The 17991-nt window shown below is 63.9% G+C and carries 14 protein-coding genes; 12 read left to right on the top strand and 2 right to left on the bottom strand.

Annotated elements, in window-relative coordinates; genetic code table 11:
* Window positions 1–327: 327 nt before the first annotated feature.
* On the top strand, window positions 328–981 hold the full coding sequence (locus VJ923_RS06980; RefSeq protein WP_326439948.1) for a sortase domain-containing protein: 654 nt from the start codon (window positions 328–330) through the stop codon (window positions 979–981).
* A 98-nt stretch (window positions 982–1079) separates the two neighbouring features.
* On the opposite strand, the gene nifU is transcribed toward VJ923_RS06980, so the two are convergent.
* Window positions 1080–1553 (bottom strand): Fe-S cluster assembly scaffold protein NifU, encoded by a 474-nt coding sequence (gene nifU, locus VJ923_RS06985; RefSeq protein WP_326439950.1) that lies wholly within the window; start codon window positions 1551–1553, stop codon window positions 1080–1082.
* Between the two features lie 74 nt (window positions 1554–1627).
* On the bottom strand, window positions 1628–2854 hold the full coding sequence (gene nifS / locus VJ923_RS06990; protein ID WP_326439952.1) for a cysteine desulfurase NifS: 1227 nt from the start codon (window positions 2852–2854) through the stop codon (window positions 1628–1630).
* 187 nt (window positions 2855–3041) lie between these two features.
* Here nifS and VJ923_RS06995 point away from each other — a divergent pair, with 187 nt between their 5' ends.
* From VJ923_RS06995 to VJ923_RS07045, 11 genes are all read left to right on the top strand, one after another.
* Complete coding sequence (locus tag VJ923_RS06995; protein WP_326439954.1) at window positions 3042–3452, top strand: RrF2 family transcriptional regulator; 411 nt, start codon at window positions 3042–3044, stop codon at window positions 3450–3452.
* 66 nt (window positions 3453–3518) lie between these two features.
* Complete coding sequence (locus tag VJ923_RS07000; protein WP_326439956.1) at window positions 3519–6113, top strand: hybrid sensor histidine kinase/response regulator; 2595 nt, start codon at window positions 3519–3521, stop codon at window positions 6111–6113.
* 77 nt (window positions 6114–6190) lie between these two features.
* Complete coding sequence (gene metG / locus VJ923_RS07005; protein ID WP_326439958.1) at window positions 6191–7765, top strand: methionine--tRNA ligase; 1575 nt, start codon at window positions 6191–6193, stop codon at window positions 7763–7765.
* Complete coding sequence (locus VJ923_RS07010; RefSeq protein WP_326439960.1) at window positions 7765–8739, top strand: TatD family hydrolase; 975 nt, start codon at window positions 7765–7767, stop codon at window positions 8737–8739. The genes metG and VJ923_RS07010 overlap by 1 nt, the downstream gene beginning before the upstream one ends.
* A 30-nt stretch (window positions 8740–8769) precedes the next feature.
* Window positions 8770–9159 (top strand): helix-turn-helix domain-containing protein, encoded by a 390-nt coding sequence (locus VJ923_RS07015; RefSeq protein WP_326439962.1) that lies wholly within the window; start codon window positions 8770–8772, stop codon window positions 9157–9159.
* 41 nt (window positions 9160–9200) lie between these two features.
* Window positions 9201–10448, top strand: coding sequence for a HipA domain-containing protein (locus VJ923_RS07020; RefSeq protein ID WP_326440057.1), 1248 nt, complete (start codon window positions 9201–9203; stop codon window positions 10446–10448).
* A 102-nt stretch (window positions 10449–10550) separates the two neighbouring features.
* Complete coding sequence (locus VJ923_RS07025; protein WP_326439964.1) at window positions 10551–11528, top strand: flavodoxin family protein; 978 nt, start codon at window positions 10551–10553, stop codon at window positions 11526–11528.
* A complete protein-coding gene (locus VJ923_RS07030; protein WP_326439966.1) occupies window positions 11512–12690 on the top strand; it encodes a ribosomal RNA small subunit methyltransferase A in 1179 nt (392 codons plus the stop codon). The genes VJ923_RS07025 and VJ923_RS07030 overlap by 17 nt, the downstream gene beginning before the upstream one ends.
* Before the next feature lie 85 nt (window positions 12691–12775).
* Window positions 12776–14314 carry a cellulase family glycosylhydrolase gene (locus VJ923_RS07035; RefSeq protein WP_326439968.1) on the top strand — a complete coding sequence of 513 codons (1539 nt, stop codon included), beginning with the start codon at window positions 12776–12778 and terminating at the stop codon, window positions 14312–14314.
* Between the two features lie 123 nt (window positions 14315–14437).
* Entirely contained in the window at window positions 14438–16366 is a 1929-nt protein-coding gene (gene recQ, locus VJ923_RS07040) for a DNA helicase RecQ (RefSeq protein ID WP_326439970.1), read from the top strand.
* 227 nt (window positions 16367–16593) lie between these two features.
* Complete coding sequence (locus tag VJ923_RS07045) at window positions 16594–17796, top strand: NADP-dependent isocitrate dehydrogenase (protein ID WP_326439972.1); 1203 nt, start codon at window positions 16594–16596, stop codon at window positions 17794–17796.
* Window positions 17797–17991: the final 195 nt, after the last annotated feature.

The raw sequence follows: 17991 nt of genomic DNA on the forward strand, positions 1-17991 counted from the left end.
AGCGAAAGGCCTGGTGAGAGCATGGGAGAGAAAAGTCGGTTCGGAAAGCGCGAGGCAGTTGCGGCGGGAGTGCTGGCTTTCGCGCTGAGTGCGAGCGTAGGGGCCGGTGCGATAGCTTGGGGAAACGAGGACGAAGCTTCGCAAGAAAAGGTCGGTCTGCGTCGCGGTGCTATGGCGTCATGGGTCGGGACTGCTGCGGGCGATGTTGCTGAGCAAGGAGCACGCTCTCGCAGTGCTGAAGTCTGGCGAGTGATGCAGGAGTATCTTCAGGCGAGGGAAAAAGCGACTAAGTCAAGTGATGCCCGCCAAAGTGGAGCAGGGGAGGGCATGGAAAAAGCGCCTCCTGCACGAGAGGGCGAAAACGAGCGACTTGAGGGCTCGATGGATGAAGGGACGTCCCCCGCGTCATCAGACGAGCGCGATGAGTCTTCGGCTGCAAGAGCGAGCGGCTCCGACGGCGAGAAGGAAGAATCTGCGCTGTCGGAAACGAAGGGCGGCGAAGGCGGGCAGGCCGGAGCCAAGCCGTCAGAGCCTTCCTCGAACGCTCCGCGAGGGCCCGAGAGTCATGAGGAAGCGACGGGGAGCGCCAAGGACGACACCGCCGAAAACGAGCTTTCGGCGGGTACGCTTCTCATCAGGGGGGCGACGATTCCCTATGTCGATGTGCGCGGGGGCACGACGCCGAGTTCCGGTGGCGGCCTCTGGTTGGGGTCGGATGCGGTGGACGACGGCAGCTGGGGGTATTTCGTCGGGCACAATCCCGGCTCGTTTGCACCGGTGCGCTCTCTTTCTCTGGGCGATGTCGTTACCGTGTGCGATCGGCGAGGAGCGCAACGCGCGTACGCCGTGAGAGATATCTTCCAGGTGGAAGAGACCGCCACCTGGAAGACCATCGCGTCGCGCGTGACCGGTTACGGCGAGTCGGTGGTGCTGCAAACCTGTGCAGGAAACGGCAGAAACATCATCGCCGTCGCGGCCTAGAGGCGCCGAATCTGCGGTCGGTCTCGAACAGGAAAGAAAAGGCTCGGAAGCCCAAGGGCTTCCGAGCCGACTTGATAGTTTGCCGGAGCATCGAAATGCTACGCGTCGTCCTCCTCGTCGTCGATGTCGTGGCCGTGGTCGTGCTCGTGCTCGGAGATATCGCTCACCGGCTTTTCCAGACCCTCGATGACCAGGCCGTTCTTCTCGGCGTAGTCCCACAGCGCCGCATGGATAGCCTCCTCGGCCAGAAGCGAGCAGTGAACCTTCACCGGCGGCAGGCCATCCAGGGCCTCCATAACCGCCTTGTTGGTCACTTCCAGCGCCTCCTGCACGGTCTTGCCCTTGACGAGCACCGTTGCCATGGAGCTTGTGGCGATGGCGGCGCCGCAGCCGAAGGTCTTGAACTTCGCGTCCTGGATGACGTTGTTCTCGTCGATGTCGAGGTACACGCGCATGATGTCGCCGCACACCGCGTTGCCCACGGTGCCGCAGCCGCTGGCGTCTTCGATCTCGCCGACGTTGCGGGGGTTGGTGAAGTGGTCCATCACTTTCTCAGAGTAATTCATGGCCATGAGGGTGCCTCTCTTTCTAGGAGGGTGGTTGGAGGGGAGTTTCAGCGCCTTTGCCCAAGGGGTATTCGGGGCGTCTAATTCGCGTAGGGGAAGCCGTCGGCCTTGAAGCGCTCGATGACCGAATCTACCTTGCCCTGCTGGAAGTCCTCGTACAGCGGGCTCATCATGCGCAGGTTCTGCAGGGTCGTCTTCAGCGCATCTACGGCGAAGTCGACATCTTCGAGCGTCGTGTCGCGGCCGATGGTCATGCGCAGCGAGCCGTGGGCGATTTCATGGGGAAGGCCGATGGCCAAAAGCACATGGCTCGGGTCCAGCGAGCCGGAGGTGCAGGCGCTTCCCGATGAGACGCAGATGCCGTGAGCGGCCAACTGCAGCAGCACGCCCTCGCCCTCGATGAACTCGAAGGAGAAGTTCACGTTGTTGGCCAGGCGACTCTCCCAGCTGCCGTTGAGCTTGCAGGAGGGAATCTCGTCGAGGATGCGCCGGATGGCATGATCGCGCAGGGCCAGCTGGCGGTCATGTTCGGCGTTGAGCTCGGCAGCTGCCAGCTCGGCGGCTTTCGCAAAGCCGACGATGCCCGGCACGTTCTCGGTCGAGCCGCGTCGGCCGCGCTCCTGCTGGCCGCCATCGAGCAGGTTCTGCAGCTTCACGCCCTTGCGCACGTAAAGCAGGCCCACGCCTTTGGGGCCGTAAATCTTGTGAGAGGAGGCGGACAGCATATCGATGCCCAGCTCCTTCACGTCGATGGGCTCGTGGCCAAAAGCCTGCACCGCATCGGTGTGGAAGGTCACGTTTTTCTCGTGGGCCGCTGCGGCCAACGCGCGGATGGGCTCGATGGTGCCGATCTCGTTGTTGGCGAACATGATGGACGCGAGGATGGTGTCGGGGCGAATGGCGGCCTTGAGCTCATCGACGCTCACCAGGCCGTGCTCATCCACGGGCAGGTAGGTCACTTCGAAGCCCTCGCGCTCGAGCGCTTCGCAGGTGTGCAGCACCGCGTGGTGCTCGATGGCGCTCGTGATGATATGGCGGCCCTTGGCGGCGTTGGCGCGGGCGAAGCCCTTAAGGGCCCAGTTGTCGGATTCGGTGCCGCCGCTGGTGAAGAAAACCTCGCGCGGGGTGGCGCCGATGATTCCGGCCAGCGTCCCGCGCGCGGCGGCGACAGCGTCGGAGGCCTCCTGGCCCAGCGGGTAGATGGAAGAAGGGTTGCCGAAATGCTCGGTAAAGTAGGGGGTCATGACCTCTACCACGTCGGGGCGAACCGGGGTGGTAGACGCATGGTCGAGATAGATGTGCTTCATAAGGGGGGCCTGCTTCCTCGTTGCTTGAAACTAGTCGTTCGGTGGTGCCTTCGAAATAGATGCGCTGCGGTTCCACCTAAGTCTAGCAATTTACTAGAGTTTAATATAGGGTGCTTGCAAAAATTGTCAAGAACCTTATAAGATTGTCGTAACATTTCGCGCTCTCTCCCCAGAAAGGCGAGCTTCAGTGAAGATTTCGACAAAGACCCGTTACGGCCTGCGCTTCATGATTGACCTAGCCCAGCATCAGGGGGAGGGGCGCGTGACCCTTAAGGACATCGCCGAGCGCCAGGGCATCTCCAAGAAATACCTCGAGCAGGTGGTGGCGCCCCTGACCGACGCCGGACTGCTCACTGTGACCCGCGGAAACCAGGGCGGCTACCGTCTCTCCCGCGATGCCGAGGCCATCTCCCTGGCCGATATCGTGGCGGCTTCCGAAGACGGGCTCGCCTTGCTCGACTGCATGTCCGGCCTCGCTTCCTGCGAGCGGGCCGAGGGCTGTGCCAGTCGCCGCGTCTGGGGCGGCCTGCAGGACGCCATGCGAGGCTATCTTGAGGGGCAGACGCTGGCCTCTATCGCCTTCGCTTCCAAGTTGTAATCTTTGCCCGGGGCCCTTTGACCTATCATGAACAGTTACCGGTGCTTGTAGGAGAGAGGGCAGAGCGTGGGAGACGAGGGAAGGAAGTATTGGCTGTCGGTGGCGGCCTTTGCCCTTGTGTTCGTGACGGTCGTCGTCACGTTGTCCGTCTTCATGCAGCAGACGAGCAACCGCATCGTCGCCCAGGCCAACCAGTACGTCTCCGATGCAACGGCCCAAACGTCCGTGCTCGTGTCCGCCTTTATGGAAAACACCCAGAAGGATATCGAGGCCATCGCCTCGCTCGCCTCGGAATCCGAGGATGTGACCGATATCGTCACAAGCGAGACGTGGCTGCGCAGTGTGGAGGAGGTGTCGCCCTTCGACACCATCGACTTCGTCGACGCCGAGGGCGTTCAGCACTCGGTGGAGCACGACTCGGTGAATGTGGCGGACCGTCCGTACTTCAAGCGGGCCATGGCCGGGCAATCGGGCGTCGAGGCTGTGTTCAATACGCGCGTCACCCACGAGAATCTCGTGTACTTCTTTGCCCCCGTGCGCGATGGCGCCAATGGGCCTGTCGTGGGGCTTCTTCTGGCTCACTACAGCGAGAATCGCCTGGCCGAGCTTCTGACGAACAGCTTCTTCGGCTACGAGTCCCAGGTCATGCTCTGCCTGCCTACGGGGGATGTGGTGGCCTCAACCGATGCGGCCTGGGTGGGGCGCAACCTTCTGGAAGAGGCAGCCGTCGATTCCTCCGATTCCTCCGGCGCTCGCAGGCTGGAACGCGCTTTCGTCCATCACGAGGGCATCACGTTCACCTATCAGACCGATCAAGGCCCCGGTTCGGCCTGTCTGCGGGAAGTGTCCGGGCTCGGCTGGATGGTGCTCGAGACCTTCCCGGCTGCCGCCACCGAGCAGATGATCAGCGAGGCCAACGAGGGCGGCTGGAACACCCTGTTCATCATCGTCGTGGTGTTCATTCTCGTTATCGCCGGCATCATCGCCTACAACAATCGGCGCCATCGCTCGCTTACCCGGTCGATGCGCGACCGCGAGGACGTGCAGCGCGGTGTGGCCAAGCTCACCGAGCGGCTCGTGCTCATCGATCTGGATGAAGAGCGCTACCTGCTCATGAGCGCGCCGGCGCCCGGCGATGGCCCCGACGACGCTTCGGGCACCTACAGCCAGTTCGTCGAGCGTCTGCAGCGCAGGGTGCTCGGCGACGAGGCCAAAGAGGAGGTGGCGAAGCTCTTCGACAAGCATCGCATCATCGAGCTTCTGCCTCCCGGCACCGATAACGTTCGCTTCGAGTATCAAATGAATCGCGTGGGAGTTCCCACCTGGGAAGACATCAACTTCATCTGCGTGCAGCGCGACACGGCGGGGCATCCGGTGCGCCTCGTGTACACCACGCAGGACGTGAGCGTGCTCAAGCAGCGCGAGAAGCTGCTGCAAAACGCCATGGAGGATTCCTACCGGGCGGCCGTGGCGGCCAATCATGCCAAGAGCGATTTCCTCTCGCGCATGTCCCATGACATTCGCACGCCCATGAACGCCATCATCGGCATGACCGAGCTGGCGCGCATGAGCGAGGGGAGCTGGGATAAGGTGGATGCCTGCCTGGCGAAGATCACGCTGTCGAGCAACCATTTGCTTGCTCTCATCAACGAGGTGCTCGATTTGTCCATGATTGAGAACGGCCGGCTGGAGCTGACCGTGGGCGAGGTGGATCTGCGGGCCCAGGCCCTTGAGATGGAGACCATCTTCTCCCAGCGCTGCGAAGAGCGCGATATCCACTTCGTCGTCGATGCCGACCAGCTCGCCCATCCGTTGGTGGAGGGCGACGAGCTGCGGCTGCAGCAGGTGTTTATGAACATGCTCGGCAATGCGGTGAAGTTCACGCCCGCCGGCGGCACGGTGTCCCTGCGCATCCTAGAGCACCCGTCCCGGGTCGAAGGGGCAAGCGACTACGAGTTCGTGTTCTCCGACACCGGCTGCGGCATGGCCCCGGAGTTCATCGAGCACGTTTTCGAGCCCTTCGCCCGCGAGCACGATTCGCGCACCGAGCCGGTGGAGGGCACGGGCCTCGGGCTTTCCATTGCCCTGTCGGTGGTCTCGCTCATGGGCGGCACCATCGATGTGGAAAGCGAGCCGGGCAAGGGCACCACCTTCACGGTGCGCGTGAGCCTGCGCCACGCCCAGGCCGGGAGGGCCGGCGAGACGCCCGCCTCCGACGGCGGCCGAGCGCCCGCTTCCGCCTCCGCGGTGCCCGACCTTGCCGGCGCATCCGTGCTGCTCGTGGAGGACAACGAGCTGAACAGCGAGATTGCCGTGGCGCTTTTGGAGTCTCTCGGCGCCTCGGCGGCGACGGCGGCCAACGGCCAGGAGGCCCTCGAGGCGCTTGAGGCCAGCGAGCCGGGGCGCTTCGATGTGGTGCTCATGGATATCCAGATGCCCGTTATGAACGGTCTTGAGGCCACCCGCCGCATCCGCCAAAGCGAGCGCGAGGATTTGCGGACGCTGCCGGTGGTGGTGCTCTCGGCCAACGCCTTTACCGAAGACGTTCAGGAATCGAAGCGCGCCGGCGCCGACGACCATCTTTCCAAGCCCATCAGCGTGAGGGATTTGGCCGCCACTCTGGGCGGAATCCTCGGGCGCGGACGAGGGCCCGAGTGTTAAGATAGCCTGCACGTAACAGCGAAGGGGAGCGGCGGCGTCATTGGTCGCATCGCGCCCGGAAAAGGAGCCATGCAGGCATGTCCAAGGGAACTTTCAGCGTCACTACGCCCATCTACTATATCAACGCCGCGCCGCATCTCGGCACCGCCTACACCACGGTGGCCGCCGACACTATCTGCCGCTACCAGCGCATGAACGGCTACGACGTGGCCTTCGTGACCGGCACCGACGAGCACGGCCAGAAGATCGCCGAAACGGCCGAGAAGAACGGCATGACCCCGCAGCAGTGGTGCGATTCTCTGGCTCCGGCCTTCAAGGAGGCCTGGGAGCTGCTCGATATCAACTACACCGACTTCGTGCGCACCACCGAGGAGCGCCAGACCCGCACGGTACAGGATTTCTGGTGTGGCCTCTACGATGCCGGCTGGCTGTACAAGGGCGCCTACGAGGGCTGGTACTGCGTGCACGAGGAAACCTACTACGCCGAGAGCGACCTGGAGAAAAACGACGAGGGAGAGTTCGTCTGCCCCGACTGCAAGCGCCCGGTGCGCCGCGCCGCCGGCGAGGAGAACTGGTTCTTCAAGCTCTCCGAGTTCCAAGACCGTCTGCTCGAGTTCTACGAGGCCCATCCCGACTTCATCCGCCCGGAAAGCCGCAAGAACGAGATCGTCTCCTTCGTGAAGGGCGGCCTGCAGGATCTGTCCATCTCCCGCTCGTCGTTCGACTGGGGCATTCCGCTGCCCTTCGACGAGGGGCATGTCTGCTACGTGTGGGCCGATGCGCTTTTGGCCTACTTCACCGGCATGGGCTACGACCAGACCGAGCGCGGCGACGAGTTCGAGCGCCGCTGGCCCATCCAGTACCACTTCGTGGGCAAGGACATCACGCGCTTCCACTGCGTCATCTGGCCGGCCATGCTCATGGCCGCCGGCATGCCCGTGGCCCACACCGTCTTCGGCCACGGCTTTCTACTCACCAAGGGCGAGAAGATGTCGAAGTCGAAGGGCAACGGACTTATGCCCGCCGATCTGGTGAAGGTGTTCGGCGTGGATGCCTACCGCTACTACTTCATGAGCGACGTGCAGTTCGGCCACGACGGCTCCATCTCCATGGAGCGCATGGTGCAGGTGTACAACGCCGATTTGGCCAATACCTGGGGCAACCTCGTCTCCCGCGTGACGAACATGACCACGAAGTACTTCGAGGGCCGCGTGCCCGAGGCATCGGCCGGCGCCGAGAGCAATCCTTTGCGCGAGATCGCCGACGCGCTGTACGCGGAATACGATGCCTGCATGGCCGAGGTGGACTTCACCGGTGCCGCGGCGGCCGTGCAGAAGCTCGCGGGCCGCGTGAACCTGTACGTGGAGGAGAGCGCGCCGTGGGCCTTGGCGAAAGACCCGGAGAAAGCCGACGAGCTGGCCGCGGTCATCTACAACTGCTTGGAGGCCATCCGCATCATCGCCCTGTACATGGCGCCGTTCATGCCCAACACCTCGGCGGACGTGTTCGGCCGCTTGGGCCTGGGCGACATCGCCGAGGTCACCGATATCGAAGCTGCCACAGCCTGGGGCCAGCTGCCCGCCGGCAACCCCATCGAAATCGGCGATCCCCTGTTCCCGCGTCTCGACGTCGACAACCTCCCCGAACTGTAATGGTTGCAGAAGACCCGCTGTTCTACGACGCGCTGTTCCGGCAGAAACGCAAGGGGGGCAAGTGGCGCGTTGTGCCCGCGCCGGTGCTCCCGGGTCCGGTGGCCGACACCCATGCTCATCTGCAGATGCTGCAGGACCCGGCGCTGGAGCTGGCCCGGGCCGGTGCTCACGGCGTCAGCTTCGTGGAGACCATCGTGGATCCGGCCGACGACGGTTTCACCACCTTCGAGGCGCTTCCCGGCTGGCTCATGGAAGCGGCGCGCGTTCTCAAGGTTATGGAAGACGAGGACGACGGCGAGGCCGGCGTCGTGGCCCATCCCGCTGTGCCTGCGGTGCGCATCGCCGCCGGCGTGCACCCGCACAATGCCAAGGATTGGACGCCGGCGCTCGCGGCCGACCTGCGCGAGCACCTGCGCGACCGCCGTGTGAGCGCGGTGGGGGAGATCGGGCTCGACTACCACTACGACCTCTCGCCCCGCGACGTGCAAAAAGACGTCTTCCGCGCCCAAGTTCGCCTGGCCAAGGAAGCGGGGCTGCCCGTCGCCCTGCATATGCGCGAGGCCCACGACGACGGGTTTGCCATCCTCTCGGAAGAGGGCTTTCCTGCGGCGGGCACGCTCTTGCACTGCTTCAACCTGGACGCGGCAGAACTTGCGCGCTGGGTGGAGGCGGGCTGCTACATTGCCTTTGGCGGGCCGGTCACGTTCAAGCGCGCCGACGAGGTGCGTGAGGCTGCGGCGCTCGTCCCAGCAGATCGCCTGCTCACCGAGACAGATTCGCCCTACATGACCCCCGAGCCTCTGCGCGGCACCGATTGCGGCCCGGCCCACACCATTTATACCGCCGAGAAGCTCTGCGAGGTCCGCGGTGCGCAGACGCCCGAGGCCCGCGCCGAGCTGCTCGCTCAGCTTTACGAGAACGCCCGGCGTCTGCTGAACTGCCCGGCTACTCCGTGGCAGAATGAGAGGGCGTAGATTACTTTCCGCCCGCGAAGAGGGCGGCGCTTGTTCCATCTGCAGCTCTTGAATCCCGAATGGGAAGATTCCGAGAGAAATCGAAGAATCTTCCCATTCGGTACTATAATGCCCATCATCGCTAAAATAGTACGAAATGGGAAGAATATGTATTCGGATGCGCAGATGACGTTCGGCCAAGGCAAGCCCCGCAATCCGCGGGGAAAGATTCGCGATGCCGAGGATTTGGGCCAGACTATTCGCAAACGCCGCAAAAAGCTCGGCCTTACGCAGGCGCAGCTTGCCGATGCTTGCCGATGCTCCCCGCGGTTCATCGGCGAGCTTGAGCGTGGGGTCGCAGGAGGCAACATCAAGCAAGTGCTCTATGTTTGCCAGTCCATCGGCCTCGATCTGTATGCAAAGGGGAGGGGGGAGGAGTGAGGCTGGAGGTTTATCGCGACTTTCACGGGTCATGGGAGCTGGTGGGAGCGTTCGCTCCAGCGAGAGACGAGGTGTGTTTCTTCTACGATGTGGGCTATGTGCAGCGAGGAGAAGAGCGAGGCGAATGGGGCGTCTCCGAGAGCCTGCCCCTTGATTTCGGGCCCTACGAGCCTCGGGAGTACGCCCCCTTCTTTCATGGTCTGTTGCCCGAAGGTACCGTGCTCGCCAACTTGGCCGAGCGCTACCAGGTGCCGCGCAACGACTTCCTTGCGTTCTTCGAGAAACTGGGATGCGAAAGCATCGGCGCGCTCACTTTTGTGGCAGAGGGGGCGAAGCTGGCCGACTTCAAACCATCCTACGCTCTCTTGGAATCCTCGACGATCGACCGGATGCGCGAGGATGCCGAGCGGGCAGTGACGGAGATGACCGACGAGCTGAGGCTTTCGCTCTCCGGAGCGCAATCGAAGGTGGCATGGTACTTGCCCGCGGAAATCGATGCACGGGATGCCGCCTTGTGCGATTGGCGGCTGCCGCTTGGGACTGCGCCGTCCTCGCATATCGTGAAGATTGCCCGAAAGGGCAGAGAGGAACTTGCCTATAACGAGTTTGCGTGTATGGAAATCGCTCGCCAGTGCGGCTTCGTCACGCCTGATGTTGCTCTCGTTCCCGAGATCCCCGGCGCCATTGCCGTCAAACGCTACGATCGTGTTTCGATTGGCGAGGGCGGTCTTGTGCGTTTGCATCAAGAGGATTTCTGCCAAGCGCGCGGGCTTCCCCTGTACTTGAAATATGCCGATGCTCACCCAGAGGTCAGTTACGTGAGGGTTATAGCCGAGCTCGTTGGCGCTGTGTCCGAGAATCCAGTGCAGGACAGGCTCGAGTTGGCCCGCCGGCTCCTCTTCCATTATCTCATCGGGAACTCGGACAACCATCTTAAGAACTACGCGTTCTTGTACAGCGCCGATTGGCGGCACCGCACGTTGGCGCCCTTGTACGATCTGACGTGCATTCCCCTTACGGGCTATTCGACCAAGATGGCCTTTGCTCTTGGCAGTCATCGGGAATTGAGCGAAATCACGCCCGGCGATCTTGCTCGTATGGCCCAAGACATGGGTGTCTCCTTGACGGTCCTGAGACGGGAGGCACGGCGAATCGCCGAACGCTTCGGGGCTATCGCCCCCGCGCTCTTCGAGATGTCCGAAGTGCAGACCATGGCAAGGCGCATTTTGGAGAACGCCGAGCCGCGTCGAGCGGTCCTGGAGTCTTTCGCCTCCCCGAATGCCGCGTGATAAGGCGCTGGATTTGCATTTGCGGCCTAAACGCGAAGATGCTGTAGATGCCCTTGCCGTCGGCTATATAATGCATCGGAGCGAAACAAGGAAAGGATGCCCATGCATCGAGTGATTCTCCACGGATCGTGCCGAGCCGACGGGCGTAGTGCCGCGCTGGCCGACGAGCTGTTCAACGCCTGTATCGAGGAGTGCCCCGATGACGGGGTGTCCATCGTGTCGGTGTCTTCCGCTGAGGTGCGTCCCTGCATCGGCTGCGATAAGTGCCGTGCAGTGTCGGAAGAGCCCATCCATGTGTTCCAAGAGGGCGACCCGCTGCTGCCCCAAGAGGCCGTGGTGGAAACCGACGCGCTGTTCCACCATTGCATTATCGACGACGACATGAACGAGGTGCGCAAGCACCTTGACGCGGCCGACGAGCTCATCGTGGTGTGCCCGGTGTATTTCGCCAGCGTGCCGGCCCAGATGAAGGCGCTGCTCGATCGCCTGCAGCCCTACTATTTCACTGACTTGCGCACGCGTCCGAAGCGCCCGGCGGTCATCCATGTGGTGGGCGAGGGCGGCGACCCCCATGGCTTCGAGCCGCTCATTGGCACGGTGCGCTCGGCGTTGTCCGTGGCGGGCTTTTCCGTGGAGCTCGTGCTCGACTGGGTGGGGAAGATTCGCGCCGATGGCGAAATCACCGCCGATGCCGAGGAGTACCCGCTGCCCCCCGTGGGCGGCTTCGGCGCCCTCGGCTTCGGCGGCGACTACGAGTGCATAGAGGTTGCGGATGGCGATGCGCCTGTAGACGGGGCCTTTGCCGACGGGGCCTTCGCCGGCGAGCCGGAAGACGAGCTCGGCGATGGCGCTGACGATGGTTTTGAAGACTTCGTCGTCGCCGAGCGCGCTTGCAGATCTGATGGCCGCGCCAAGCTCTCGGTCAGCCAGAAGCCCGCTCGTCCGAAGGAGGGCGCCGAGTCCGGGCGCCACGCCGGCGGCAGGGGAAAGGGCCCGCGCAAGCCCTCTAAGAGCGGCGGCCCGGCTTACGGCAAGAAGAACACCAAGAAGAAGGGCAACGGCCGTGGCGGGCGCCGTTAGCTTTGCCGAGGACGGCCGCCTGTCGCCCTTGTCCACGCCGAGCGCCACCCGCGCCGTGCTCGAGGCCCACGGCATCGGCACGAAGTACACGCTCGGACAGAACTTCCTCGTGAACGATGACGTCCTGAAGAAGATTGTCGCTTTGGCCGAGGTGGAAGAAAACGATCGCATTCTGGAAGTCGGTCCCGGTATCGGCACGCTCACCATCGCCCTGCTCAAGCACGCCCAAAGCGTCGTGGCCATCGAGCGCGACCCCGATTTGCCCGCCGTTTTGGCCGACACGCTGCATCCCTGGCGCGAGAAGTTCGCCCTCATAGAAAAAGACGCGCTCGACGTAACCGCAGATGACATCACTGCGGCTATGGAGGAGTGTAGAGGGGTTCCGGGTGGTGCTCACCAAGCGAGTTCCGCAGCGAACGCGATCAGCCCAGTGGGCTGTCGCGCCGAGCGAGGACTGTCTGAGCGACTGAGCGCTACCCGGAAGCCCGACCCCGGGGAGTCGCCGAGCGAGGACGGTCTGAGCGAATCAAGGTACCCTGCGGCTGAGCCCCCGGGAAGCTCTCAGTGGCGTTCTCCCAACAAGCTCGTAGCCAATCTTCCGTACGCGGTGGCCGCGACCGTCGTCCTCGACTTTTTCCAAAACTTCCCCTTCCTCGATTCCGCCACCATCATGGTGCAGAAAGAGGTGGCCGATCGCATGGCAGCGGCTGTGGGCACGAAGAGCTACGGCGCCTACACGGTGAAGCTCGGCCTGTATGCCGAGCCCGCCGGTCGCTTTGCCGTGGGTCCGGGCAACTTCTTTCCGCCGCCGCGCGTCGATTCGGCGGTCATTCGCCTGAACCGCCGCGTGCCGGCTATGGCCGACGGCGCAGAGGCAACCGCTGAGGTTATCGCCGCGGCGGGCCTCATGGCCGACGCCGCTTTCACCAACCGCCGCAAGACCCTCGCCAACTCCTGCAAGACCTACTTCTCTGGGCGCAAAAGCCTCACACTGCCCCAGGCGGAAGGCCGTGCCTGCGAATACGACGGCGCCGCCCTTGCCGCCCGTCTGCCCGAGCTCTTCGAGGCCGCCGCCATCGACCCCCGCCGCCGCGGCGAGACCCTAAGCCAGCAAGAGTTCCTCGCTCTCGGTGACGCCCTTTTGGAGACGATGGCGTCCTAATCTGCCTCCTGGGTTCGGCGGTGTACAATGGCGAACTCAGTGATAGCGATAGTGCGGGCCGCAAGGCCCTGGAAGTGAGTGCAGTATGGGGCAGGCGACAGGTTCGGGACGGTTCGTGCGCATCGGGATTGCCGTGGCGGCGCTGGTGGCGCTCGTCGGCATCGGGGTGGCTCTCGCTACGACTGTGGGCGATATCGCACCGGCGCCGGATTCGAACGCTCTGGTAGTGGAAGAGCCGACGACCCGCCCCATCGACACGTTGGAGGCGGAGCCCGAAGCTGCGCAAGACGATGACGCCGAAGCTCCGACTGAAGAGGCCGCGCCGCCTGTGCCCACGCCCTCCACGGCCGGCGCGTTGCACGTGGAGGGAACCCAGCTGGTGGATGCCGCAGGCGAGCCGGTGCAGCTGCGCGGCGTCTCCACCCACGGGCTGGCCTGGTACCCGCAGTACGTGAACCAGGAGTTCTTCACCGAGCTGCGCGAGGTGTGGGGTGCTAACGTCGTGCGCTTGGCCACCTATTCCGCCGAAGAGGGCGGCTATGCCACGGAGACGAGCGACCGGGCCGCGCTGAACGATTTGGTGGTGCAGGGCGTCAAGTGCGCCGCGGCCGCCGATATGTATGCGGTAGTCGATTGGCATACGCTCTCCGACGCCAACCCGGCGACGAACCAATGGGCCGCCGAGGAGTTCTTCCGCATGGTTTCCGGAGCGCTGGGCGACGCCGACAACGTCATCTACGAGATTTGCAACGAGCCCAACGGCACCACCACCTGGGCCGACATCAAGGCCTATGCGTCCGCGGTCATCCCCCTTATTCGCGCCAACGACCCCGATGCGGTCATCGTGGTGGGCACGCCCACGTGGTCCCAGGACCTGGCGGCCGCGGCGGCCGACCCGCTGACCGACGCCAACATTATGTACGCGCTGCACTTCTATGCGGCCACCCACGGGGACGACCTGCGCAAGACGCTCTCCACGGCCGTGGCCGGGGGGCTTCCGGTGTTCGTGACCGAGTTCGGCATCTGCGAGGCCAACGGCGCGGGCGAGATCGACTACGCCTCGGCGAACTTGTGGGTCCGTCTCATGAACGAGCTGAACGTGAGCTATATCTGCTGGAACCTCTCCAACAAAGACGAGACGTCGGCGCTGTTCAAGCCGGGCTGCGCGAAAACGTCGGGATTTGCGCTGGATGATTTGTCCGACGAGGGCCTGTGGCTCATCGATACGCTGAAAAGCCCCGGCTTCTCGCGGGAGGATGTGGCGCTGGCCCGGGCCGAGGTGAAGCCGAACGCCGCCGGCTCCGAGATGCTCGTGTCGGCCGAGGGCACCCTGCAGTGGACGTTCCAGGTGGCCGACCGCTGGGAAGAGGACGGTCGCACCTTCTTCCGTTATGAAATGGCCGGGTCGAATTACGGTGCGGGCGTGAAGAGCTGGTCGATAGACGTGCCCTTCAACGGCGAGATAACCCTGGAAGACGCATGGAACTGCGAAGCGTCGGCCAAAGGCAAGAACCTGACGCTTGCGAATGCCTCCCACAACGGCAAGGTGGCCGCCGGCGAGTTCGTGCGCGATGTCGGCTTCATCGTGAGCGGCCCGGCCGATTTGGCCGTGGTCGAGTACTGATTCTGCGCGCGGTGGAAAAGGTGCGACGGCGCTGAGAAGCGGGGGAGAAGTTGCGGGGACCACGGCCTTTGGCGGGCGGGGTATACTGACGTTGCGGGTATGGCGCTGAGGGCAAGGAGCAGCATGGAATTAGCGGCAATGAAACGGGCGCAGCAGGTGCTGGCCGAACGGTTCGGCTACGACGAGTTTCGGCCGGGCCAGAAAGCCGTGGTGTCCGCGGTGCTCGAGGGCCGCGACGTGCTGGCCGTTATGCCCACGGGCGCGGGCAAGTCGGTGTGCTACCAGGTGCCCGCTGTGGCAGCCGACGGTCTTGCCCTGGTCATCAGCCCGCTTGTGTCGCTTATGGCCGATCAGGTTCGTGCCGTACAGGAGGCGGGCATTCGCGGCGCCTATTTGAACTCGACGCTCACATTGGGCCAGCAGGCCGAGGTGTTGCGGCGTGCCGAGGCGGGCGCCTACGACCTTATGTACGTTGCCCCCGAGCGTTTGGCCGATCCGCGCTTCGCCGAGTTCGCCGAGCGGGTCGCGCTCTCGCTTCTGGCTGTGGACGAAGCCCACTGCGTGTCCCAGTGGGGGCAGGATTTCCGTCCCTCCTATCTGGCCATCGGAGATTTCATAACCTCGCTCCCGACGCGCCCGGTTGTGGCGGCTCTCACGGCTACGGCCACAAGCCCGGTGCGTCGCGATATCGCGCGCCTGCTCGGCCTGCGTGATCCCGTCGAGGTTGTGACCGGCTTCGACCGGCCGAACCTGCGCTTTGCCGTGGAGCGCCATGAGCCGAAGCGCAAGCTCGCGCGCCTGGATGCCTTCATTGATGAGCGGCGCGCCGAATCAGGCATCGTCTATTGCGCCAAGCGGGCGACGGTGGAGGAGGTTTGCGACCATCTGCGCGAGCAGGGCATTGCGGCCACGCGCTACCATGCGGGGCTGCCTGCCGCCGAGCGCGAGCGCAACCAGCGGGCCTTCGTGAACGACGAGGCGCCGGTTATGGTGGCCACCAATGCCTTCGGCATGGGCATCGACAAATCGAACGTGAGCTATGTGGCGCACTTCAACATGCCCGGTTCGATGGAGGCCTACTACCAGGAGGCGGGACGTGCCGGACGCGATGGGCAGCCGGCCGACTGCCTGCTGCTGTGGTGCGACGGCGATATCGCCACGGGCCGCTTCTTCATCGAGCAGGAATCGGCTCACGAGGGCCTCACGCCCGAAGAGGCCGAAGTGGTGCGTGCCAGCCGCCGCCGCATGCTGGAATCCATGGTCGGCTATTGCTACACCACCGGCTGCTTGCGTGCCTACCTGCTGCGCTACCTCGGCGAAGACGTTGCAAGCGAAGGCCGTCTGTCGCAGGGAGGGGCGGCTGAGGAAGCTCCCGCAAGCTCGTTAGCAAAGCGCTGCTGCTCGAATTGCGCCGGCGAGTTCGAGGCGGTGGATGTGACGGCCGAGGCCCGCGCGGTCATGCGCTGCGTGCAGGCGTTGCGCGGCCGGTTCGGCAAGACCACGGTGGTGGACGTGCTGCGCGGCGCCGATACGGAGAGCCTGCGCCAATGGGGGCTTACGGGCCTGCCCGTTTACGGCGCTTGCGAGGCAAGGCGCCCCTTGCTCATGGAGGTGGTGGAGCTGCTCGCCGCCGACGGCTACCTCGCCATCACCGAGGGCAAGTTCCCGCTCGTCGGCTTCGGTCCCCGCTACCGTGAGGCCGCCGAGCCGGATTTCTCGCTCACGATGAAGCAGACGCCCAAGGTGCGCAAAGGCGCTGCTGCCAAGGCGTTGAAGGTGGCCAAGCGCGCCGGCGCCACCGAGCTTTCTGCGGAAGGCCAAGTGCTCTTCGAGCGCCTCCGCGCCCTGCGTCTGCGTCTGGCCCAGGAGGCTGCCGTTCCGCCCTATGTTATCTTCCACGACGCCACTTTGGCCGCCATGGCCGCCGCCCGCCCAGCCACCGAAAGCGAACTGCTCGCGCTTCCCGGCGTAGGCGAGAAGAAGCTCGCCACGTACGGCAAAGCCTTCCTGGAGGCAATGGCATCAGAAGTCGAAGCAGCTATGGAAGAGTAGGGTGCGCGGGCGTGAGGGGAGCCCGCGCGCAGGTTGCGCAGCGAACGGAACAGTCCGGTGGACTATTCCGCCGAGCGAGCCATTGTTTGAGCACGGGCTTTCCTCGCGTCCGCGCGCCCGGATGTTCCTGTTCCCCGTTACAACCTTGTTTCTAGGCGAATTGCGGAGTGAATCGCTTACATTTCGCGGTAGCATTAGCGCCAGCAAGTTCGAAGCAAAGGAGCACCATGGCCAAGATTCAAATGAAGACGCCGCTCGTGGAGATGGACGGCGACGAGATGACCCGCATCATCTGGCAGATGATCAAGGACGACCTGATCTGCCCGTTTGTGGACCTCAAGACCGAGTACTACGATTTGGGCTTGGAGAACCGCAACGCCACCGATGATGCGGTCACCATTGAATCCGCCGAGGCCACCAAGCGTTTGGGCGTGGCCGTGAAGTGCGCCACCATCACGCCGAACGCCGCGCGCATGGACGAGTACGACCTCAAGGAGATGTGGAAGAGCCCCAACGGCACTATCCGCGCCATGCTGGACGGCACGGTGTTCCGCACCCCCATCATCGTGAAGGGCATCGAGCCCTGCGTGCGCAACTGGGTCAAGCCCATCACCATTGCCCGCCACGCCTACGGCGACGTATACAAGAACACCGAGATCCGCGTGCCCGGCCCCGGCAAGGTGGAACTCGTCTACACCGGCGACGACGGCACCGAGATCCGCGACCTGGTGTTCCAGTTCGAAGGTCCCGGCGTGGCCCAGGGCATGCACAACCTGGACGCCTCCATCGCCAGCTTCGCCACCAGCTGCTTCGAGTACGCCCTCGACACCAAGCAGGATTTGTGGTTCGCCACCAAGGACACTATCTCTAAGAAGTACGATCACCGCTTCAAGGACGTCTTCCAGGAGATCTACGACGATAAGTACGCCGCCCGCTTCGAGGAGGCCGGCATCGAGTACTTCTACACGCTCATCGACGATGCCGTGGCCCGCGTCATGAAGGCCGACGGCGGCTTCATCTGGGCCTGCAAGAACTACGACGGCGACGTGATGAGCGACATGGTGTCGAGTGCCTTCGGCTCGCTGGCCATGATGACCTCGGTGCTCGTGAGCCCGGCGGGCGTCTACGAGTACGAGGCGGCGCATGGCACCGTGCAGCGCCACTACTACAAGCACCTGGAGGGGAAAGAGACGTCCACGAACTCCGTGGCCACCATCTTCGCCTGGTCGGGCGCCCTGCGCAAGCGCGGCGAGCTGGACGAGCTGCCCGAGCTGGTCGCCTTCGCCGACCGCCTGGAGAAGGCCACGCTCGACACCATCGAGGCCGGCGAGATGACCGGCGACTTGGCCCGCATCACGAGCCTGCCGAATCCCACGACCCTCTCCACCGGCGACTTCATCAAAGCCATCGCCCGCCGCCTGGCCGCTTAAGCTGCAAGGGGCCCTTGCGTACCCTCCGGGTTCCTCAGCTGCGAAGCCCAACGCTTTCGGCCCGACCGCCCCTCCCGCGGCCGGGCCTTTTGCTTCTCCAACATGGAAATCGTGCTTTTTTGGAACGAGAATTTGGAAAATGTGCTTTCTTGATTTTGAAAAACACCTAGTTTGACCTGCAAAAACTCAAGAAAT

The sequence above is a fragment of the Adlercreutzia shanghongiae genome, from assembly GCF_035830635.1.
Taxonomy (GTDB): domain Bacteria; phylum Actinomycetota; class Coriobacteriia; order Coriobacteriales; family Eggerthellaceae; genus Adlercreutzia; species Adlercreutzia shanghongiae.